Source organism: Nocardia sp. CDC160 (assembly GCF_035818795.1).
GTDB lineage: Bacteria > Actinomycetota > Actinomycetes > Mycobacteriales > Mycobacteriaceae > Nocardia.
In genome coordinates this window covers 302,298-323,507 of sequence record NZ_JAYKYT010000002.1, presented here as the reverse complement: position 1 = coordinate 323,507, position 21,210 = coordinate 302,298, and the positions used below count along the sequence as shown (strand labels likewise).

At 68.3% G+C, this 21,210-nt stretch carries 19 protein-coding genes; 12 read left to right on the top strand and 7 right to left on the bottom strand.

Translation table 11 applies throughout. The features are described 5' to 3' along the window. Position 1: 1 nt before the first annotated feature. The gene (gene dapF / locus VMT40_RS08830; protein WP_442789937.1) at positions 2-922 is read left to right on the top strand and encodes a diaminopimelate epimerase; all 921 of its coding nucleotides are present in this window, start codon (positions 2-4) and stop codon (positions 920-922) included. Here the strand turns inward: dapF and VMT40_RS08825 are convergent, their stop codons facing one another. Then, positions 923-2,017, bottom strand: a complete 1,095-nt coding sequence (locus tag VMT40_RS08825) for an alkene reductase (RefSeq protein WP_326357498.1) — start codon at positions 2,015-2,017, stop codon at positions 923-925. Between the two features lie 60 nt (positions 2,018-2,077). On the opposite strand from VMT40_RS08825, the gene VMT40_RS08820 reads away from it, so the two are divergent. Both VMT40_RS08820 and hflX read left to right on the top strand, forming a co-directional pair. Next, a complete protein-coding gene (locus VMT40_RS08820; RefSeq protein WP_326357497.1) occupies positions 2,078-2,449 on the top strand; it encodes a MerR family transcriptional regulator in 372 nt (123 codons plus the stop codon). Between the two features lie 42 nt (positions 2,450-2,491). Continuing rightward, positions 2,492-3,988 (top strand): GTPase HflX, encoded by a 1,497-nt coding sequence (gene hflX, locus VMT40_RS08815; protein ID WP_326357496.1) that lies wholly within the window; start codon positions 2,492-2,494, stop codon positions 3,986-3,988. Between the two features lie 70 nt (positions 3,989-4,058). On the opposite strand, the gene VMT40_RS08810 is transcribed toward hflX, so the two are convergent. After that, a complete protein-coding gene (locus tag VMT40_RS08810) occupies positions 4,059-4,994 on the bottom strand; it encodes an EamA family transporter (RefSeq protein ID WP_326358538.1) in 936 nt (311 codons plus the stop codon). Between the two features lie 171 nt (positions 4,995-5,165). Here VMT40_RS08810 and VMT40_RS08805 point away from each other — a divergent pair, with 171 nt between their 5' ends. The 3 genes from VMT40_RS08805 to VMT40_RS08795 all read left to right on the top strand — a co-directional run bounded on the left by VMT40_RS08805 (position 5,166) and on the right by VMT40_RS08795 (position 9,111). Next, complete coding sequence (locus tag VMT40_RS08805; protein WP_326357495.1) at positions 5,166-6,836, top strand: AMP-binding protein; 1,671 nt, start codon at positions 5,166-5,168, stop codon at positions 6,834-6,836. A gap of 70 nt (positions 6,837-6,906) precedes the next feature. Continuing rightward, positions 6,907-7,785, top strand: coding sequence for a lysophospholipid acyltransferase family protein (locus VMT40_RS08800; RefSeq protein WP_326357494.1), 879 nt, complete (start codon positions 6,907-6,909; stop codon positions 7,783-7,785). Between the two features lie 180 nt (positions 7,786-7,965). After that, positions 7,966-9,111: an acyl-CoA dehydrogenase family protein gene (locus tag VMT40_RS08795; RefSeq protein ID WP_326357493.1), complete on the top strand. Its 1,146-nt coding sequence runs from the start codon at positions 7,966-7,968 to the stop codon at positions 9,109-9,111. 53 nt (positions 9,112-9,164) lie between these two features. On the opposite strand, the gene VMT40_RS08790 is transcribed toward VMT40_RS08795, so the two are convergent. Then, on the bottom strand, positions 9,165-9,734 hold the full coding sequence (locus tag VMT40_RS08790; RefSeq protein WP_326357492.1) for a sigma-70 family RNA polymerase sigma factor: 570 nt from the start codon (positions 9,732-9,734) through the stop codon (positions 9,165-9,167). A 109-nt stretch (positions 9,735-9,843) separates the two neighbouring features. On the opposite strand from VMT40_RS08790, the gene VMT40_RS08785 reads away from it, so the two are divergent. Further along, entirely contained in the window at positions 9,844-10,560 is a 717-nt protein-coding gene (locus VMT40_RS08785; protein WP_326357491.1) for a zf-HC2 domain-containing protein, read from the top strand. A gap of 60 nt (positions 10,561-10,620) precedes the next feature. Next, complete coding sequence (locus VMT40_RS08780) at positions 10,621-12,891, top strand: heavy metal translocating P-type ATPase (RefSeq protein ID WP_326357490.1); 2,271 nt, start codon at positions 10,621-10,623, stop codon at positions 12,889-12,891. On the opposite strand, the gene VMT40_RS08775 is transcribed toward VMT40_RS08780, so the two are convergent. The 4 genes from VMT40_RS08775 to VMT40_RS08760 are packed head-to-tail and all read right to left on the bottom strand — an operon-like array spanning position 12,863 to position 17,928. After that, a complete protein-coding gene (locus VMT40_RS08775) occupies positions 12,863-14,938 on the bottom strand; it encodes a cytochrome c oxidase assembly protein (protein WP_326357489.1) in 2,076 nt (691 codons plus the stop codon). The two genes, VMT40_RS08780 and VMT40_RS08775, sit on opposite strands and share 29 nt — an antisense overlap. Beyond that, on the bottom strand, positions 14,935-15,762 hold the full coding sequence (locus VMT40_RS08770) for an ABC transporter ATP-binding protein (RefSeq protein WP_326357488.1): 828 nt from the start codon (positions 15,760-15,762) through the stop codon (positions 14,935-14,937). Before VMT40_RS08770 ends, VMT40_RS08775 begins: the two co-directional genes overlap by 4 nt. An 8-nt stretch (positions 15,763-15,770) precedes the next feature. Then, positions 15,771-16,835 (bottom strand): FecCD family ABC transporter permease, encoded by a 1,065-nt coding sequence (locus VMT40_RS08765; protein ID WP_326357487.1) that lies wholly within the window; start codon positions 16,833-16,835, stop codon positions 15,771-15,773. Then, entirely contained in the window at positions 16,813-17,928 is a 1,116-nt protein-coding gene (locus VMT40_RS08760) for an ABC transporter substrate-binding protein (RefSeq protein ID WP_326357486.1), read from the bottom strand. The genes VMT40_RS08765 and VMT40_RS08760 overlap by 23 nt, the downstream gene beginning before the upstream one ends. 140 nt (positions 17,929-18,068) lie before the next feature. On the opposite strand from VMT40_RS08760, the gene scoE reads away from it, so the two are divergent. From scoE to VMT40_RS08740, 4 genes are read left to right on the top strand one after another with little or no spacing between them, the layout of a single operon-like run. Continuing rightward, entirely contained in the window at positions 18,069-18,917 is an 849-nt protein-coding gene (gene scoE / locus VMT40_RS08755; protein ID WP_326357485.1) for a (3R)-3-[(carboxymethyl)amino]fatty acid oxygenase/decarboxylase, read from the top strand. A 1-nt stretch (position 18,918) separates the two neighbouring features. Then, the gene (locus tag VMT40_RS08750) at positions 18,919-19,452 is read left to right on the top strand and encodes an FcoT family thioesterase (protein WP_326357484.1); all 534 of its coding nucleotides are present in this window, start codon (positions 18,919-18,921) and stop codon (positions 19,450-19,452) included. Continuing rightward, positions 19,449-20,957 (top strand): long-chain-fatty-acid--CoA ligase, encoded by a 1,509-nt coding sequence (locus tag VMT40_RS08745; RefSeq protein WP_326357483.1) that lies wholly within the window; start codon positions 19,449-19,451, stop codon positions 20,955-20,957. The genes VMT40_RS08750 and VMT40_RS08745 overlap by 4 nt, the downstream gene beginning before the upstream one ends. Before the next feature lie 15 nt (positions 20,958-20,972). Continuing rightward, entirely contained in the window at positions 20,973-21,209 is a 237-nt protein-coding gene (locus VMT40_RS08740) for a phosphopantetheine-binding protein (protein ID WP_326357482.1), read from the top strand. The last annotated feature ends 1 nt before the right edge of the window (position 21,210 follow it).

The following is a 21,210-nucleotide window of genomic DNA, read 5'->3' as shown; positions in this document are numbered from 1 at the left end:
CATGACGAGCGAGAACAGCGCCGCTGATATCGAATTCAGCAAGGGCCACGGCACCCAGAACGATTTCGTGGTGCTGCCCGACCCGGACGCGTGGCTGGAGCTCACGCAGTCCCGGGTCGCGGCGCTGTGTGATCGTCGGCGCGGGCTCGGCGCGGACGGCGTGCTGCGCGTGGCCCGCGCGGGCGCGTTGGTCGAGACCGGGGTGCTGGCGGCGCTGCCGCAGGACGTGAGCGCCGGGGACTGGTTCATGGACTACCGCAATGCGGACGGGTCCATTGCCGAGATGTGCGGCAACGGTGTGCGGGTATTCGCCCACTACCTCGTCGCCACCGGCTTGGAGAATCGCGAGGAATTCGTGGTCGGCTCGCGCGCGGGCGCGCGGCCGGTGGTCGTCCACCACGCCGACCCGGTCCACGGCGAGGTGACCGTGGCGATGGGCACCGTGAAATCCCTCGGCCCCTCCACCACCACCCTCGACGGCCGTGAATTCTCCGGCCTCGGAATCGATGTGGGCAACCCGCACCTGGCCTGCGTGGACCCGACCCTGACCCCGCAAATCCTTGCCGATCTGAACCTCGAACACGCCCCCGCGTTCGACCACACCCTGTTCCCGCACGGCGTGAACGTCGAAATCCTGACCGCCCTCGGCGTCGGCTCCGACGGCGAGAAGGGCGTCGACATGCGCGTCTACGAGCGCGGGGTCGGTGAAACCCGCTCCTGCGGAACGGGAACCGTCGCCGCCGCGGCCGCCGCCCTCGTCGCCGACGGCTTCGACCTCGCCTCGGACGTCGGCCACATCAAGGTCCGCATCCCGGGTGGGGTGGTCACCGTCGGCATCGAGAACGGCGCGGCCTGGCTGCGCGGCCCGTCGGAACTGGTCGCCACCGGCCGCATCGCCGCCAAATGGTGGCAGGACGCCTGATCAGGCGGCGACCGTCTGGAGGGTCGGGTAGTCGATGTAGCCTTCGGGGCCGCCGACGTACATCAGGGGTGCGTCGCTGAGCGGGTTGAGGGGTGCGCCGAGGCGGAGTCGTTTCACCAGATCGGGGTTGGCCAGGAAGGCGCGGCCCAGGGAGACCAGGTCCGCGCCCGCGGTGAGGAGGGCTTCGGCTGCGGCCTTGCCGCCGTCGGCGGGTAGCTCACCTCGGCCGAGGTTCGGGTTGGCGATCAGGGTGTGCGGCCACAGTTGCCGAATCCGCTGGAAGAGTGCGGTTTCCGGGTCGGCGAAGACAATGTGCAGATACGCCGGATGCCTTTCGGCGAATGCGGTGACCAGGGCCGGGTAGAGCTCGTCGGTGTCGTCCTCGGCGATGCCGTTGGTAGTGACGCCGGGCGCGATGCGGATGCCGACCCGCTGCGCGCCGATGGCGGCGATAACCGCGTCCACCACCTCCAGGGTGAACCGAATGCGGTGGGCGATCGGGCCGCCGTACACGTCGGTGCGTCGATTGGTGTTGCCCGCCAGGAACTGGTGCAGCAGATGGCCATTGGCGCTGTGGATTTCGACACCCTCGAATCCGGCGGCCACCGCATTGCGGGCGGCGGTGGCGAAATCGGCGATGGTTTCCTGGATTTCGGCCGGGCTCAGCTCGCGCGGTATCGCCGATTCCTGATGTCCGGACGGAGTGTGAATGCCTTCAGGCAGCGGAATCGGCGACGGTGCCACGGGAACCAGCCCGCTGTTGTCGGGATGCCCGACGCGCCCGCCGTGCTGTAGCTGCAGGAACATCCGTCCTCCCGCGGCCCGCACCGAGTCGGTGACGCGCCGCCAGCCCGCGATATGCGAATCGGTGTGGATGCCGGGGATATTCGGGTAGGTCTGCCCGACCGGGTTCGGTGTCGTCCCCTCGGCGATGATCAGCCCGGCCGTCGCGCGCTGGGTGTACATGATCCGCATGAGCTCGGACGGGGTCCCGTCGGCCTCGGCGCGATTTCGGGTCAGCGGGGCCATGACCAGCCGGTTCGGGAGTTCCAGTGCGCCAAGGCGGGCGGAGGTGAAGAGGTCCGTGTTCGTCATGCCGGTAAGGTAAAACCTGACATCAATGTGAGGTGCAAGCCTCGGAATCCGGAGTGCCGCATGCGAATCGGTGAGCTGGCCAAACGCACCGGGGTGAGCGAACGCTCGCTGCGCTACTACGAGGAACAGGGCCTGCTGGTCCCCACCCGCACCCCGGGTGGCCAACGCGACTATCCCGAGATGGCCGTCGACCGCGTCATCCACATTCAAGAACTGTTCGCCGCGGGCCTCAACAGCAAGAAGATCTACGCGCTCCTCCCGTGCATGCGCGACACCGACGGCGGCGCGAACGAACGCGCCACGCCCGAGTTGGTCCACGAGTTGCAGGCCGAACGCGACCGCATCGACCGCACGATCGCCGACCTGGTGCGCTCCCGCGAGGTCCTCGACGATGTCATCGCCCGAGCTGGCGAACGCTTCGCCGCGAAATAACCGAATGCGGGTCGCGGTTGGGACGTGGGACCATGGAGGTATATGAGTAAGCCAGAAACGTATGAGTTCACCCCCGCCGAGGACCTCGACGAGGAGACCGCCGCCCCCGAAACCGGTCGCAACGGCTGGTCGGCCGCGCCGACGGTCGGTGAATTGCAGCTCGACGAGCGCAGCGCCCTGCGCCGCGTCGCGGGTCTGTCCACCGAACTCGAAGACGTCACCGAGGTCGAGTACCGGCAGCTGCGCCTCGAGCGCGTGGTGTTGGTCGGTGTCTGGACCGAGGGCACGGCCACCCAGGCCGAGGCGAGCATGGCCGAGCTGGCCGCCCTCGCCGAGACCGCCGGATCCGAGGTGCTGGACGCGCTGATCCAGCGTCGCGACCGCCCCGACAAGTCGACCTATATCGGTTCCGGCAAGGCCGAGGAGTTGCGCTCCATCGTCCTCGAGTCCGGCGCCGACACCGTCGTCTGTGACGGTGAGCTGACTCCCGCGCAGCTGACCGCGCTGGAGAAGGTCGTCAAAGTGAAGGTCATCGACCGCACCGCCCTGATCCTGGACATCTTCGCCCAGCACGCCACCTCGCGTGAGGGCAAGGCGCAGGTCTCGCTCGCGCAGATGGAGTACATGCTCCCGCGGCTGCGCGGTTGGGGTGAGTCCATGTCCCGGCAGGCCGGTGGTCGCGCGGGCAGCAATGGCGGTGTGGGTCTGCGTGGTCCCGGTGAGACCAAGATCGAGACCGATCGCCGTCGCATTCGTGAGCGAATGGCCAAGCTGCGCCGCGAGATTCGCGAGATGAAGACGGCCCGCGACACCAAGCGCGCCAAGCGCACGGCCAGCGGCATCCCGCAGGTCGCGATTGTCGGCTACACCAACGCGGGCAAGTCCTCGCTGATGAACGCGCTCACCGATGCCGGAATCCTGGTGCAGGACGCCCTGTTCGCCACCCTGGATCCGACCACTCGCCGGGCCGCGCTCGAGGACGGGCGCGAGGTGGTGTTCACCGACACCGTCGGTTTCGTGCGCCACCTGCCCACCCAGTTGGTCGAGGCGTTCCGCTCGACGCTGGAGGAGGTGACGGGCGCCGACCTGCTGCTGCACGTGGTGGACGGCTCGGATCCGTTGCCGGATCAGCAGATCAAGGCGGTCCGCGAGGTCATCACCGATGTCCTGCGCGACACCAAGACGCCCGCCCCGCAGGAGTTGCTGGTGGTCAACAAGATCGACGCCCTCGATCCCCTGGACCTGACCCAGCTGCGCGGCTGGCTCCCCGACGCGGTCTTCGTCTCGGCCCGCACCGGCTCGGGCCTCGACCAACTCCGCGACCGCCTGGGCCAGATCCTCGGCGGCCTGGACGTCGAGATCAGCGTCCTGCTGCCCTACACCCGCGGCGACCTCCTGGCCCGAATCCACGCCGACGGCAAGATCATCACCTCCGACCACGAGCCCGACGGCACCCGAGTCCACGCCCGAGTCCCCACCGCCCTCGCAGGCCAACTCGCCGACTACGCCCACGCCGGAACCGACCCCGCGCAGCGCTAGCCCCAAGATCAGGGAGCTCTCCCCGCGGAATCCCACCCGATTCCCCGCGCCGAGAGCTCCCTGATCTTGTTCAGTCCGATTGGTGTTCGGGGAGGTGTAGCTGCACCAGGGTGGCTCCGATCAGGATGATCACTGCGCCGACGATTTGGAGCGGGGCGAGGGCTTGGCCTAGGAATGCCCAGGCCAGGAGTGCGGCGACCAGGGGTTCTACCAGGGCGAGTGTGGCGGACGCGGAGGCGGGGAGTTGGCGTAGGGCGTAGAGGCCGGTTAGGTAGGGCACCACGGTGGCGGCGATGGCCAGGACCAAGAGTGCCGACCATATCGGCGGTCGCAGGTTGCCCAGTGTGACCGGGGTGGTGAGTAGGTTCATGGGTAGTGACCATGGGGGCGTGAGGACCGCTAAAAGTGTTGCTCCGATGGTCAATCCGGCCGCTGTCATTCCGAACGGGTCGTGTCTGGTCGCCCCGTATTCGCCTATCAGGAAGTATCCGGCCGAACATATGGCGGCTCCGAGAGCGGCCGCGACGCCTACCACGTCCAACCGTGCCCCTTGCCAAACCTGGGCTACCAGCGCCAATCCGGCCATCGCGAACCCGATGCCCCACCATGCCTGGCCGGGGAGCCGAGTTCGCCGCACGAATTGCGCCCACAGCGCGACCAGCACCGGTGCGAGGTTGACGAGCACCATCACCAATCCGATCGGAACACGCTGTACCGCAACGAAAAACAGCAATTGCACTCCGGCGACGCCGAGCGCCGCATACCCGCCCAGCGTCCACAGATCGCCGCGCCGAAACTTCAAGGCCTGTGGTCGGACCACCGCGACCACAGGCAGCAATACTCCAGCTGCCATCCCTATCCGCGCCACCGTCACCTCCGCCGGTGACCAACCGGCCGCCATCACGGCCTTGGCCAACGGCCCGGACGTTGCGAACAGTGTCCAGGAGATCAGGCTCCATCCGGTCGCCCTGGCTCGGACAGGTGATCGCGCAACGATTTTCGTCATCACCACGTGGGCAGTGTGGTCACGTGACTGCCAATCTGGCCACGCAATTTCCGGCGGGAGAAACCTCCGGCATCGTTTGGGCTCCCGCAAGGGGCCGATCCCAGTGGTACATCAGCGAGGGAATTTCGAACAAATCGCCTCGGGGGTGTGGCATTCGGCGACACTCGGGGGATGGATGGGAAGACCGACGCGGTGGGGCGGCGCGGGGATATTGCGAGCATGCTGATGGATCGGGTGGGGGATCGGCGGATTGGGTTGCGGACTCGGGAGGGGGAGTGGACGTGGGACGCCGTGGTTCGGGAGTCGGCTGCTCGTGGGGAAGTGGCGCGAGAGTTGCGGTGGGAGGGGCCGTTTCATGTGGGGGTGTTGCTCGACAATGTGCCGGATTTCGTGTTTTGGCTCGGGGCGGCGGCGTTGGTGGGGGCGACCGTGGTGGGGATCAATCCGACGCGGGGGGATGCGCAGTTGGAGGCCGATATTCGGTATGTGGATTGTCAGTTGATCGTTACCGATGCGGCGGGGATGGGGCGGTTGCGGGGGTTGGATCTTGGGTTGGGGGTGGATCGGTTTCTGCTGGTGGATGATCCGGCCTATGTGGGACGGGTGGCGGCGCATTGGGTGGAGCCCGTCGCGTATGCGGGGGCGGAAGACTTGCTGCTGTTGCTGTTCACGTCGGGGACGACCGGGACGTCGAAGGCGGTCAAGTGCAGTCAGCGGCGGTTGGCGGCGATCGCCTATGGGGCGAGCGACAAGTTCGGGCATGTGCGCGAGGATGTCGACTACTGCTGTATGCCGCTGTTTCATGGCAATGCGATCATGGCGCTGTGGGCTCCGGCGCTGGCCAATGGCGCGACCGTGTGCTTGACGCCGAAGTTCTCGGCGTCCGGATTCCTTTCGGATGTGCGGTATTTCGGGGCGACGTTCTTCACCTACGTGGGCAAGGCGCTCGGCTATCTGCTGGCGACCCCGGAGGCTCCCGATGACGCCGACAACACGCTGGTGCGCGGGTTCGGCACCGAGGCGTCGGTGGCCGATCGGGCCGAGTTCCGTCGCCGTTTCGGTGCCCCACTGTTCGAGGGCTACGGCTCCAGCGAGGGTCCGGCCTTGGCCGCCCTCGACCCGCAGGCGCCACCGTCGGCGCTCGGTCGTCCCGCGCATCCGGGTGTCGCGGTGGTGAATCCGGAGACCCTCGAGGATTGCGCCCGAGCCGTTCTGGATGAATACGGCCGGGTGCTGAATCCGGAGGAAGCCGTCGGCGAGATGGTCGACAAGGCGGGCGCGCTCGTGTTCGAGGGCTATTACAAGAACGAAGTCGCGGATGCCGAGCGATTGCGGAATGGCTGGTATTGGACCGGCGACCTCGGCTATATCGATCAGGAAGGTTTTCTCTATTTCGCGGGCCGCAAAGGTGATTGGCTGCGGGTGGACGGCGAGAACATCTCGACACTGGTGATCGAACAGGTCATTCGCCGCCATCCCGCCGTGATCGCCGCCGCCGTCTACGGCGTTCCCGACCCCCGCTCGGGAGACCGGGTGATGGCCGCCATCGAGGTCGCCGACCCGACTGCCTTCGATGTGGCCGAGTTCGCCGAATTCCTCAGTGCCCAAAATGATCTCGGCAGCAAGGGTGCGCCGAGGCTGCTGCGAGTCTCGGCCGATCTCCCCGTCACCGGCTCGAACAAGGTGCTCAAACGCGAACTGCAACAGCAGCGTTGGCACACCACCGACCCGGTCTACCGCTGGTTCGGCCGCGGCAAACCCGAGTACGAGCGCTTCACCGAGGCGGACAAATTGGAACTGAAGGCAGAGTTTTCCAGTTTCGGGCGCGACAACCTGTTCTAACCCTCGGTCTGTGACCTGCAAGAGCTTTCGTTACGATGCTGTTATCGAAGGCTCTGCAGGGAGGGTTGTCTTGTCTCGTAATGACCACCATTCGACCGAAAACGAAAAGCTCGGGGGGCTCAGCGACGGCGCACCGCTGCACGTCGATCTCACCGACACCGATCGCCGCATTATCGATCTGCTCATGGCCCCGTCGCGCGCCTGGTTCAGCCCGCGCTTCTACGGCATGGAGAACTTCCCGGACCAGGGCCCGGTGCTGCTGGTCGGCAACCACTCGCTGGCGGGCGGCACCGACGCGCCGCTGCTCGCCCACGAGATCCTGGTGAAGCGCGACCGGCTGGTGCGGGGGCTGGCCGAGAACGTGCTCATCGACGTCCCGGGCCTGCGAGATGTGTTGCAGCGCTGGGGAATCGTGCGCGGCAACCGCCACAACTGCACCACGCTGCTCGAGCAGGGCGAGGCCGTGGCGGTGTTCCCGGGCGGCGGCCGCGAGGCCATGCGCGGCAAGGGCCAGAAGTACAAGCTGCTGTGGGAGGGCCGCACCGGTTTCGCCAAGATGGCCATTCAGACCGGCGCTCCCATCGTCCCGACCGCCATGGTCGGCGGCGACGACATCTACGACATCGTCTTCGACGGCGACCACCCGGTCATGCTGCCGCTGCGCAAGGCCGTCGAGGGCCTGGGCCTGCGCTCGAATCTGACCCCGCCGCTCATTCGCGGCCTCGGCCCGACCCTGGTGCCCAAGCCGGAGCGCTTCTACTACGCGCTCGGCACGCCGATCGACACCAGCCCCTGGCGCGATGCCGAGGATCTCGAGGCCGCCGCGACCGATCTGCAGGTCGTGGTGAAGAAGGCCCTGGAAGAAGAACTCGACTTCCTGTTGGCCGAGCGCGACCGTGACCGGGGTCGCAGCCTGCTGGGTCGCACCCTGGATCGCCTCGGTCTCTAGAGCGTCACCCTAACTTCTCGGTAGGTTTACCGAGGTTCGGCCCCTCCGTTCCGCGACGTCAATGGCGACCGTCGCAGTTCGGACCACTTTTCGGCCCCGTGAAGTTAACCTCCGTTCGACTTTCGAGTACCGTATGTGACACAGGCGATGGTGCCGATGTGGTCACTGTAGGAGGTTGGCGTGGAGCGCACCCTTTTCGAACCCGAACACGAGCTGTTCCGGGAGTCGTTCCGTAAGTTTCTCGAGCAGCATGTGGCCCCCCACCATGAGCAGTGGGAGCACGACGGCATTGTCGATCGCTCGGTCTGGCTCGAGGCGGGCAAGCAGGGCTTCCTCGGCATGGCGGTGCCGGAGCAGTACGGCGGCGGGGGCGTCAAGGATTTCCGCTACAACGCCATCGTGACCGAGGAGGTCACCAAGGGCATGTACTCCGGCCTGGGTTTCGGTCTGCACAATGACGTGATCGCGCCCTACCTGCTGGAGCTGGCCAATGAGGAGCAGAAGCAGCGCTGGCTGCCCGGCTTCTGTTCCGGCGAGATCATCACCGCCATCGCCATGACCGAGCCCGGCACCGGCTCGGATCTGCAGGGCATCAAGACCCGCGCCGTGAAGGACGGGGACGACTGGATCCTCAACGGCAGCAAGACCTTCATCACCAACGGCATCAATGCCGACATCGTGATCGTGGTCGCCCAGACCGATCCGGCCAAGGGCGCCATGGGCTTTTCGCTGCTGGTGGTCGAGCGCGGCATGCCCGGCTTCGAGCGCGGCCGCAATCTCGACAAGATCGGCCTCAAGGCGCAGGACACCGCGGAGCTGTCGTTCACCGATGTCCGCGTCCCCGGCAAGAACCTGCTCGGCACCGAGGGCCAGGGCTTCATTCACCTGATGCAGAACCTGCCGCAGGAGCGCCTGTCCATCGCCGTCATGGCCGCCGCCGCCATGGAGGCCTGCCTCGAGCTGACCTGCCAGTACGTGCGCGACCGCAAGGCCTTCGGCAAACCCATTGGCGCACAGCAGAACACGCGCTTCGTGCTGGCGGAACTGGCCACCAAGACCACCGCTGTCCGCGTGTTCGTCGACCGCTGCATCGAGCTGCTCAATCAGGAGAAGCTGACCGTCGAAGAGGCCGCCATGGCCAAGATGTGGTCCACCGAGGAGCAGCTCGACCTCATCACCAAGTGCCTGCAGCTGCACGGCGGCTACGGCTACATGCGCGAATACCCGATTGCCAAGGCCTACATGGACGCTCGCGTCCAGACCATCTACGGCGGCACCACCGAGATCATGAAGGAGATCATCGGGCGCAGCCTGAAACTCTCCTGACCGGACGGGTTTTCGTCTCGGGGCCGACGAATCTCGTCGGCCCCGAACGCTTGTCAGCCGCGGGCGTCGGCGGCGTCGTCGCCGCGCATGGCGGTAATGAGGTCCTCGCGGGCGCGGGCCACGCGCGAGCGGATGGTGCCCGTGGGGCAGCCGCAGACCTCGGCCGCTTCCTGATACGACAGGCCGAGGACCTGGGTGAGGATGAGGGCCTCGCGGCGTTCGTCGGACAGCGCGGCGAGCATGATCTTCACTTCGGCGAATTCGAGGACGGCCGCGTCCGCGCCGGTGCGGCGGCGGTCGGCCGCCTCCTCCCAGTCCGCGCTCCACGAGACCCGGGGTCGGGCCATAGCGGTGCGGATCTCGTCGACGCACACGCGCCGGGCGATGGACAGCAGCCAGGCGCGTGCCGTCGACCGTCCTTCGAAGCGAGGCAGGCTGCCGAGGGCCCGCAGGTAGGTTTCCTGCGTCAGGTCGTCGGCGCGTCCTGGGTCGGTTCGATGGGCGATGAATCGCCACACATCTGATTGGGTTGCGCGGATGAACTGCTCGGTGGCGCGCCTGTCTCCTTGCGCGGCGGCCATCGCGAGCACATCGATCCGGGCATCGCTCGACGCCGAGTGCACCGGCACACCATAGCCAGAACCTGGGGTCGACCGGCAATTCCGCGGCGTGCCGACAATGTCACACCCGGGCCCGGGAACTTTGTGCCCGCGATCCACGACAACTCCCGACGTGAAGTGCGAAGTGTGCCAGGAAGCTCTGTCCGCGCGCATCGACGGAGAGCCGGAGCCGGTGCCGACCGAGCAGGTCGACGGGCATCTCGACGAGTGCCCGACCTGCGCGGAGTGGTATGCGGCGGCGGTCGCGGCGACGCGCGGACTGCGCATGCGACCCGTCACGCCCACACCCGATTTGGTGGACCTGATCGTCGAGCGCGCGGTGGCCGAGGGTGTGGTGCCCGGGTTCCGCGACGGCCGCCTGGAGTGGTTGCGCCTGCTGCTGGGCGTGATCGGCGCGATCCAATGCGCGATGGGTATCGCGCAGCTCGCCGGGATCAGCGTCGGCATGCATGCCGATCATCTCGAGCACGCGGGTGCCGGGCACCTGTTCAACGAGTCCACCGCGTGGAACCTGGCCCTGGGCATCGGCATGGTCTACTGCGCCCTGCGCACCGACGCCGCCTCGGGCCTGGTCCCGATTCTGGGCGGATTCACCGGCGTGGTGGCGCTGTTCGTCGCGGTCGATCTGGCCCGCCACGACATGACCGTGGCGCGGGCGACCTCGCACCTGGTGGTGGTGGCCGGTCTGCTGGTGGCGATTCTGCTGCGCCGCCGCCTGCGCGGTGGCCCGGAGGAGCGCGGCACCGAGCACGAGCCGGTACCCGTCCCGGAGGGCGCTCGCGCGGGCCGTCGCACCGATCACCTGTCGCGCCACGACCCGGCGGCCTAGGCCCCGGTCGCATCCGCGCGGACCCACGGAATTCCCGAGACGACGAAAGAGCCGACGACAGTGGAGACTTCGACCTCGACCGCACCCGTGCTGGAACGGACGCGGACGCGGCTGGCGGTGACCGGCATGAGCTGCGCGAGCTGCTCGGCCCGGGTGGAGCGGGCGCTCAACCGCATGGAAGGCGTGACCGCCGCGGTCAATGTGGCGACCGGGGTGGCCACGGTCGACGCGCCGGAGGAGATCGGCGCGCAGCAGCTGTGCGACACCGTGGTAGCGGCCGGTTTCGGCGCGACCGAGATCACCGGTGCCACACCGAGAATGGACACCGGACCCGAGGATCGCGCGGCGCGTGACCTGTTCCGGCGGCTGGTGGTGGCGCTGCTGCTGTTCTTCCCGCTGGCGGACCTGTCGATCATGTTCGCGGTGGAACCGAGCACCAGAATCACCGGCTGGCAGTGGATCCTGCTGGGCCTGGCGCTGCCCATTGTCGGATGGTCGGCGGCCCCGCTGCATCGCCGGGCCATCGCGGGCCTGCGCACCGGCGCGACGAGCATGGACACACTGGTGTCCATCGGCATCACCTCGGCCACCGCGTGGTCGATCGTCACCCTGTTCTTCCGCGACCGCGACCCCGAACCGGTGCACGGGGTGTGGAACGCCATCCTGCACGCGGACTCCATCTACCTGGAGGTCGCGGGCGGCGTCACCGTTTTCGTCTTGGCCGGACGGTATTTCGAGGCGAAGGCCAAGCGGCGCGCGGGCGGGGCACTGCGGGCGCTGGCCGCGCTCGGCGCGAAGGATGTGACGGTCCTGACCCGCGACGGCGGCGAAATCACCATCCCCATCGAGGAACTCACCGAGGGCAGCCGCTTCCTGGTGCGCCCGGGGGAGACCATCGCCACCGACGGCCTTGTGGTGCAGGGGCATTCGAGCGTGGATGCCTCGGCCATGACCGGTGAGTCCACGCCCGTCGAGGCCGTCCCCGGCACCGCGGTGACCGGCGGCACCGTCGCTCTGACCGGTCGCCTGGTGGTGGAGGCCGCGGCGGTCGGCGCGGACACCCGATTGGCGGGCATGATTCGACTCGTCGAGGAGGCGCAGGCCGGAAAGGCCGCGCTGCAGCGCCTGGCCGACCGCATCTCCGGTGTCTTCGTTCCGGTCGTTCTCGCCTTGGCCGCACTGACTTTCACCGGCTGGCTGCTCGCTGGCGCGGGCCTGGATGCCGCCATCGGCGCGGGTCTGGCGGTGCTGGTGATCGCGTGCCCGTGCGCCCTGGGACTCGCGACCCCGACCGCGCTCATGGTGGCGTCCGGCCGCGGTGCACAGCTCGGCATCTTCATCAAGGGCCATGACGCTCTCGAGGCCAGCCGCACAGTGGACACCGTCGTGTTCGACAAGACCGGAACCCTCACCGAAGGGGAGATGACCGTGGTCGCCGTCCACACGGTGGAGGGCACCGACCGTGCCGAAACCCTGAGGCTCGCAGCGGGTTTGGAGTCGGCCTCCGAACACGCGATCGCCGCCGCGATCACCGCCCACGGTCGTCGCGACAATGCGGAGTTGCCCGCAGTGGAGGAGTTCGTCGCACTGCCCGGCCTCGGTGCGCGCGGTGTGGTGGCCGGACACGCGACCCTGATCGGCCGTCCCGCCCTGCTGGCCGAGGCGGGCGTGGACATTCCGTCGGGACTGCGGCGAGTGCTGGAGCGGGAGCAGAAGTTCGGGCGGACGGCGGTGTACATCGCGGTGGACGGTCGTGCGGTGGCCGTGATCGCGGTCGCCGATTCGGCTCGACCCAGCGCGGCCGCCGCCGTTGCCCGGCTGCACCGGCTCGGCATGCGCACGCTGCTGGTCACCGGCGACAATGCCTTTGCCGCACAGGCCATCGCGGACGAGATCGGCATCTCCGAGGTGATCGCCGAGGTCCTGCCCGAGGGCAAGGTGGAGGTGCTGCGCAGCCTGCGCGAGCAGGGCCATCGGGTCGCCATGGTCGGCGACGGCATCAATGACGGTCCGGCCCTGGCCACCGCGGATCTGGGTCTGGCCATCGGCCGCGGCACGGATGTGGCCATCGGCGCGGCCGACATGATCCTGGTGCGCGAGGACCTGGCGGCGGTGCCGGACGCGATCGAGCTGGCCCACGCCACGCTGCGAACGATTCGCGGAAACATGGTGTGGGCCTTCGGCTACAACGTGGCCGCGATCCCGGTGGCCATGGCGGGCCTGCTGAACCCGCTGCTGGCGGGCGCGGCCATGGCCTTCTCCTCGCTGTTCGTGGTGTGGAACAGCCTGCGGCTGCGGGGTTTCAGCGGCGGCGCGCGCCGAGCTGGGTGAGCATGGCGTTGTAGGCGGCGAGCTCGTCGTCCTCGGGATATTCCTCCTGATGCCGGTCGATGCGCGCCGCCTGCTTGCGCTCGGACTTCGCCCACTGCGACAGCAGCGCGCCCACCACCAGCAGCACCGGCACCTCCCCGGAGATCCACGCCAGGGTGCCGCCGAGGTGCTGATCGCCCAAAAGGTCACGCATCCAATCGAGTTGCAGCTGCGGGTAGAAATCCGCGCCGATGAGCGTGTCCATGGACATGACGGCGACGCCGAAGAACGCGTGGAACGGCATGATGGCGAACAGCATGCCCAGCCGCCCCAGATGCGGCAGCCGCTTGGGTCCGGGATCGATGCCGATGATCGCCCAGTAGTACAGGTAGCCGGTGATGAGGAAGTGGATGTTCATCAGCAGATGCCCCCAGTGGAAGCGGATCAGCTGATCGAACAGCGGCGAGAAGTACAGCCCGTACAGCGACACCACGAAGATGACGAGCGCGATCACCGGATTGCTCAGCAGCCGCGTGAACCGCGAATGCATCAGCGACAGCACCCATTCGCGCGGTCCGGGCGCGGCCCCGCGTCCGGCGGGTGCGATGGCGCGCAGCAGCAGTGTCACCGGCGCGCCGAGCACCAGCAGGACGGGAATGAACATATTGAGCGCCATGTGGGTCATCATGTGGACGCTGAACATGCCGTAGCCGTACGCGCCGATGCCCGAGGACGTCACCAGCAGCAGCCCGACGCAGCCGAGGGTCCACGACAGCGTCCGCCAGCGCGGCCACGCGTCACCGCGCTGTCGCAGCCGCCGCGCACCCATCAGGTAGGCGAGGGCGAGAAGTAGTGCCGCGGAACCGAGTACGACGTCGAATCGCCACACGGTGATCAGTCGCCACAGGTCGGGCGGATGCGGCAGATCGAAGCCGAGGAACACCTGGAGCGCGGTGAACGAGCGATTGGCGAAGGCCGGAGCGGGCTGAATGGCCGTGCTCACCGAAATCCCCAGCCAGACAATCCCTGCGGCGGTCGTGGCCGCGAGAACGCCTGACAACGTTCGCGATTCGGCGCGGGTGGGCCGGTCGATCCGGTCACCGCTGGTTTCGATCCGGCCTACCGGGTGCCGCAACCACCATGCCAGCCCGGCGTGGGCCGCGAGCAACACCGCCGCCGCCACGCCCAGCCACCCGTAGACTCCGACGAAGGTGCTGGGCGGGGCGAGAATCGCGGCCAGCAGGGCAGCCGTCGGCACCATCACGGCCACACATGAAGCGACGATGATCCGGTACCGCCGCAGCGCGAGTGCGAACCGTTGTACCGATTCCGCGTTCCCGAGACGGCTCTGCTGCCCGACCAGGCACCAGGTGAGTCCGGCGAGCATCGACAGCGCGATGGTGAACGGGATGACCGCCCCGGTCGCGTAGTCGTGATTGGGCCCCTCCCCGGCATTGCCCACCACCGCGGGCGCGATCACCGCGACCGCGCTCATTCCCGCCAGCCCGAACAGGCTGTTCCACGACAACACCAGCCGCAGCAGCACGGCGACAGCGATGGCGAGCACCGCCACGACAATCCACGCCTTGGGTTTCTCGGCCGCTTCGATCAGGGGTGGCAAGGCGCGCAACCGAATCGCCGTACCCAGGGACATGCCCGCCGCGTCGGCCGCTGTCACCGGCACCAAGGCCACCGCGGACACCGCCCAGACGGCGGCGGCGCGCTCGGCGATCCGCACGGCGGCATACCCGTCCACGTCCATGCGTCCCTGCTTGCCGGGAACGGCACAGAACAGGGCGTAGACCAGTGGCCCGAGCGTGAATCCGCCTGCCAGACAAGCGATCAGACGCAGCAGCGCGTAGGTCACCGCGGCCCCGTCGCCGGGATAGGGAATCCCTTGATCGAGGTAGGCGCGATCGCCCACGGCCATGGTGACGGCCACGACCAACCCGGCCGCCGCAACGGCTGCCGACCAGGGCGCCCAGCGTGGGACCGGACTGCGACGCACACGCGAATCGTGGGCCGCGTTGGTCCTTTCGGTGTTCTCGGCGATGGTGGTGCCTGTCATCCGAGTGGATCCCTTTCTGCCGGTGCGCGTTCGGGCTCTGTCGGTGTTGGTTCGGGCTCTGTCGGTTCTCGTTCGGGTGGTGCGGTGACCAGGTGCGGCCTGCCGGTGAGCGGATGGGAGACGATGGCGCTGCGCACGCCGAAGATCGCCCGCACCCGCTCCGGGGTGAGTGTCTCGGCGGGCGTCCCGGAGGCCACCACGGTGCCCTTGGCGAGCAGCACCAGGTGGTCGCAGTAGGCGAGGGCGTGGTCCAGATCGTGCAGGGCGGCCACCGTGGTGAGGCCGAGTTCCCGGACCAGTTCCAGAAGTTCGAGCTGCGCACCGAGATCCAGATGATTGGTGAGCTCGTCGAGCAGCAGTACGGGGGTCTGCTGGGCGAGCGCGCGAGCCAATAGTGCCCGCTGGCGTTCCCCGCCCGACAGCGAGGCGAAAACCCGCCCCGCTGCCCAGCTCAACCCGACGCGTTCCAGGGCGGCATGCACGATTTCGCTGTCGGTGGCGCTGTCGCGCGCGAGCGCACCCTGATGCGGAATGCGCCCCATGGCAACCATTTCCAGCACCGAGTAACCGTGGTCGAGGCCGTGATCCTGCCCCACCACCGCGGTGCGGCGACCCGCCTGCCGCGCGCCGGTCCGCCAGACGTCATCCGAACCCATCCGCACCACACCGGAACTCGGCCGCAGCGCCCGGTACAGGCAGCGCAGCAGCGTGGATTTCCCCGACCCATTGGGCCCGGCCAGTCCGGTGAACGATCCGGGCGTGATGTCCAGGTCGACGCCGTCGAGAATCGGCACCGTGTCGATGGTGACCTGGAGTGAGCTCACGGTGATCCTCATGCCACACCGGCCTTCCTGCGCCGCAACAGAATCAGGAACGCGGGCGCGCCCAAGGCCGCGGTGATGATGCCGATCGGAATCTCATTGGGGCGGTCCACAACCCGTGCCGCCAGATCCACCAGCACCAGAAAGATCGCCCCGACCAGCAACGAAACCGGCAGCGCGCGACGGTGATCCGGACCGACCAGCAGCCGCGCCGCGTTCGGCACGATGAGCCCCACGAACCCGATCCCGCCCGCCGCGGCCACCACGGTCGCGGTGAGCAGCGACGAGATCAGTAACAGCCACAGCCGCAAGAGATTCGGATTCACGCCCAGCCCGGCGGCGGTATCGTCCCCCAGCGCCAGCGCGTTCATGGACCGTGCCAACCCCGGCAGCACCACCATCCCGGCCGCGACCGCCACCGCCGGTGCGATCAGGCTCGACCAGCTCGCCCCGGTCAGCGACCCCAACAGCCAGAACATCACCCCGCGCAGCTCGGCCGGTTTGGCGCGCAATTGCAGATAGCTGGTGGCCGCGGTCCCCAGGTACGACACCGCGACGGCCGCCAGCAGCAGATCCGAGCCGATCAGCCGTCCGCTGCGCTGGGCCAGCCCGAACACCAGCGCGAGACTCAGCAGCGCACCGGCGAAGGCACTGCCGGTGACCCCGAATCCGGTGGCCGCCAAGGCTCCCGTGGTCATGGCGACCACCGCGCCCAGTGACGCCCCGGAGGTCACCCCGAACAGGTACGGGTCGGCCAGCGGATTGCGCACCAGGTTCTGCAGGCACATTCCGGCCAGCCCGAGCCCCGCCCCGGCCAGCGCCGCCAGCAGGACGCGCGGCGTCCGGAACTGCCACACGATCTGATCGATCAGCGGATCGGGCGTGCCAGCGCCGCCGAGATGCGCGGACAGCACCCGCACGACCTCGGCGGGCGCGACGCTCACCGTACCCACACCGATGGCCACCACGATGGCGACCGCCAGCCCGGCGACCAATGCGCCGAGCAGCGGCCCGAACGCCTTGCCGGACACCGGATGCGGTCCGGCGCGGCGCTCAGTTGCCGGGATGGAGGGCATCGGCGATCTTCTCGATGGCGATCGCATTGAGCGGTCCCACGTACGGGCTGTCGGAGAGCGTGATGAACTTCTTGTTCTTCGACGCCGCCCACTGCGGGAACTTGGCGAACAGCGCGTCGGCCTCCTTGGCCGCGTCCTCGTCGGCCCGGTATCGCCCGATCACCACCAGATCCACCGGCGTCGAGGCCAGCGCCTCGGCATTGACATCGGCGAGTTGCTCGAAACTCTTGCCGCCGAATGAGTTCCGGCCTCCGGCCCGGTTGATGACATCGTCGTAGATGCCGCCGCCGAACACGGCGGGCAACCCGTTCGAGTTCATGCCCGTCATACCCGGATACACCAGCAGCACATTCGGCCGCGGCTTCCCGTCGACCCGCCGCTGGATCGCCGCGATCCGATCCCGTTGCTGTTTCACGTAATCCACGGCCCGCTGCTGCACATCGAAGATGCGCCCGAGGGTGAGCAGCAGATCGAAGGAGGCGTCCACGGTCTGCCGCTGTGCGCGCGCCTTCTCGTCGGCGGTGGCGGCGGGATTGCCCAGCGTGCAGTTGGCCGGATCGACGAAGCCCGGAATTCCGCTGGCCGCCAGGGCATCCCGGCCGATCGACCCGATCTTGTCGTCGAATTCTCCGTACCAGGTGGAGACCACCAGATCAGGCTTCTGCACCAGGATCTGTTCGCGCGGCACCGCCATGTTCTCGTTGAGGGTGAGCCCGCCGGTCGGCACCGCCGCCACCTTCTCGGCCATCCCCGCTTCGTCGGACAGCCCGTAGGACTGGCTGTTGGCGACGATCCGATCCTGCAGGCCCAGGGCGATGAAGCTCTCCACTTCCGCGACCGAGGCACCGTTGGTGATCAGCACCCGGCTGGGCGGCTTGTCGAAGGTCAGTTGCTTACCGCAGTTGTCGATGGTCAGCGGGTAGCTGGTCGGTGCGGCTGTCAGCGGTTCCTGCGAGAGCGCGGCGGGAGCCGGATCGGTCGTGGTCGTCCCGCACGCGGTCGCGAACAGGGCCGCGATCAGCAGGACGGCCGGGGCCGCGTGACGTCGGCGGGGTCGGAAACGGAAGCGCGTTGCGCGCACTGCGGAGGACACATGACAAGCCGTCGGACGCGGAGGCGGTCCGGTTCCCGGATGTCGAACAAGTCACAGACCGGCAGTCCTGGGGAACCGTCGCGCCCGACGCCCCGACCTGTTCCTGTGGCCGCACCCGAGATCGGAGGAACCCCGTGAGAATGGCAGCGCAGCCCGGAATGGGCGTCGTGGTCGAGAATTTCGACGCGGACAGCGCCGAGGACGTGGCACTGCTGAAGAAGACCGTGTACCGCGACAAGATCGCCGTGCTGCGCGGCCTGGACCTGGACGTTCCCGGATTCCTCGCGCTCGGTCGGCGCTTCGGCACGCCCGAGGCGTACTACGAGCCCGCCTACCACCACCCCGAACATCGCGAGGTGTTCGTCTCGGCCAATGTGGAGGAGAACGGTCGACGCATCGGCGTCCCCAAGACCGGGCGGTTCTGGCATTCGGACTACCAGTTCATGCCGCGCCCCTTCGACCTCACCCTCACCAGCCCGCGCGTGGTGCCCGCCCGCAATCGCGGCACGCTGTTCATCGATCTGGCCCGTGCCTACGAGGCGCTGTCGCCCGAGTTGAAGCGGCAGGTCGAGGGCAGCACCGCCACCCACACCGTGCGCCGCTACTTCAAGATCCGGCCCGGCGATGTGTTCCGTCCGCTGGGCGAACTGGTCGCCGAGGTCGATGCCAAGACGCCGCCGGTCACCGCGCCCACGGTGTACGAGCACCCGCACACGGGCGAGCGCGTGCTGTACATCAGCGAGGGCTTCACCGAGTCGATGCACGACGCCGACGGCCGGTCGCGGCCGGACCTGCTGCGCGAACTGCTCGCCGCCACCGGACAACTCGACGACGAGCCGAGCGAGGTGCCGGTCCACCTGCAAACCTTCGAGGCGGGCGATGTACTGGTGTGGGACAACCGCGCCCTGGTGCATCGCGCCGTGCACACCGACACCCCCGAGCCCGCGGTCTCCTGGCGGGTCACCGTGCACGATCGGGCGGCGGCCTGACATGACCACCGCGCCAACACTGTTCGAGAACTCACCGGCCGAGCTGGACGAGGTGCTGCGCTGCTACAAGCCGCACTGCCGGTACCTGAAGTCGCTGGCGGTCACCGTGGACGGCGACCGGGTGATCGGCACCGGGACCTTCTCGATTCCCGAGCCCTGCTACATCGACGACACCGGGCATCTCAACGCTGTCGAGGTCGGCATCTGCTACAACCAGCTGCTCTACCAGACCATGGCGACCATGGTCCGACACGCGACCGGGCCGGTGCTGGCGGACTGGACCATGGACGAATTCCTGCGCCGCTATCTGCCCGACGTGCTGATCGCCAACTCCCACAATGTCTTCCGCCGCGCCATAGGTTCGGCGAGCTTCTCCGGGGAATTCGTCATCGACCGCGCCGCCCGCTACCGGCCCGGCCCGGATCGGCCCGAGCGGATCGCGCTCGAGACCTCCTACCGGTTCTGGGACGAACGCGGCGGTGCCTGCGACGGCGAGATTCGGGTCGTAGTGCTGGACACCGGGGTGGCCGCGTGACTCTCGCCGATCTGGCTCGGACGCACGCGGATTCGGGCGTCATCGCGGTGCGCTGCGGCGACCGCGCGCTGACCTACGCGGAACTGGACGAGGCGAGCAATCGCATTGCCGCCGCCCTGCGTGCCGCCGGGCTGGAACCCGGTGCGCGTGTGAGCTATTTGGGTCTGGAGTCGGTCGACTACTACGCGACGCTGCTCGGGTGCGCCAAGAGCGGAACCGTGCTGGTGCCCATCAACTTCCGGCTCACCGCCACCGAGATCGGCTACATCCTGGCGGATTCCGGAACCGCGCTGCTGGTGGTGGACGAGTCGCTGCGAGCCGCGCTGGGTCCGCTCGAGATCCCCGTGGTGCTCGCCGAGGAGTTCCCGCGCTGGTACGGCGACCACCCGGACGACGCACCGGAATTCGAGCCGACTGCCGATGACGCCGTGGTACAGCTGTACACCTCCGGCACCACCGGACTGCCCAAGGGCGTGGTACTGGCCCATCGCAGCTTCTTCGCCGTCCGCGCGGCCCTCGCCGAGGCGGGCGAGGACTGGATCGACTGGCGCGCGGGCGATCTCGGCCTGATCGGCATCCCCGGCTTCCACGTCGGCGGACTCTGGTGGGCCACCCAGGGTCTCGCCTCCGGAGCCACCATGATCGCCATGCCCCGTTTCGACGCCGCAACCGCGGTCGCGCTCATCGCCGAACTCGGCATCACCACCGTGTGCGTGGTGCCGTCCATGCTGCGGCTCATGCTCGACGACCCCGCCGCAACACCGTCGGCACTGGCCAGCGTCCGCAAGATCGTCTACGGCGGCTCACCCATCTCGGAATCGTTGCTGCGGACCGCGATCGAGCGCCTGGGCTGCGAATTCGCCCAGATCTACGGGCTCACCGAGACCGGCAATACCGCCATCTGCCTGCCGCCCGCCGCGCACGTGCCCGGCAGCCCGCTGCTGCGCGCGGCCGGACGCCCCTACCCGGGCTTCGGCGCGAAGATCATCGGCTCCGACGGCGCGGCCCTGGCTCCCGGCGAGGTGGGGGAGATCTGCCTGCGCACGCCCGGCCACATGCTCGAATACTGGAATCGACCCGAGGCGACCGCGGAAACCCTGGTGGACGGCTGGATTCACACCGGCGACGCGGGCTACCTCGATGCCGACGGCCATCTCTACCTGTGCGACCGCATCAAGGACATGATCATTGTCGCGGGCGAGAACATCTATCCCGCCGAGATCGAGAACACCATTGCCAAGCATCCGGCCGTCGCGGACGTGGCCGTCATCGGCACCCCGGACGAGCGGTTCGGCGAACGCGTGCACGCCTGCGTCGCACTACGCCCGCAGGCCACCGCAACGGCCCGCGACCTGTTCCTGTTCTGCCGGGACGAGCTGGCCGCCTTCAAGATTCCGTCCCGCTTCGAATTCGTCGACCGCGTCCCGCGCAATCCCAGCGGCAAGATCCTGCGCCGCGAACTGCGCGACCGATTCTGGCCCGCCGCCGGTCGGCGCATCAACTGAGAGAGCAAAACCACTGTGTCCCAACCCTTCACCCTCGACGCCGTGCGCGCGGACATCGCGGCCGAACTCTTCCTCGACCCGGCGGAGCTGGATCCGGCGGCCGATCTGTTCGCCGCGGGCCTGGACTCGGTGCGCGTGCTGTCCCTGGTGGAACGCTGGCGCGCCGCCGGTCGCGAAATCGGCTTCGTCGATCTGCTCGACGAGCCCACCGCGACGGCCTGGTGGCGGCTGCTGAACACGCGGGAGAGCTGAA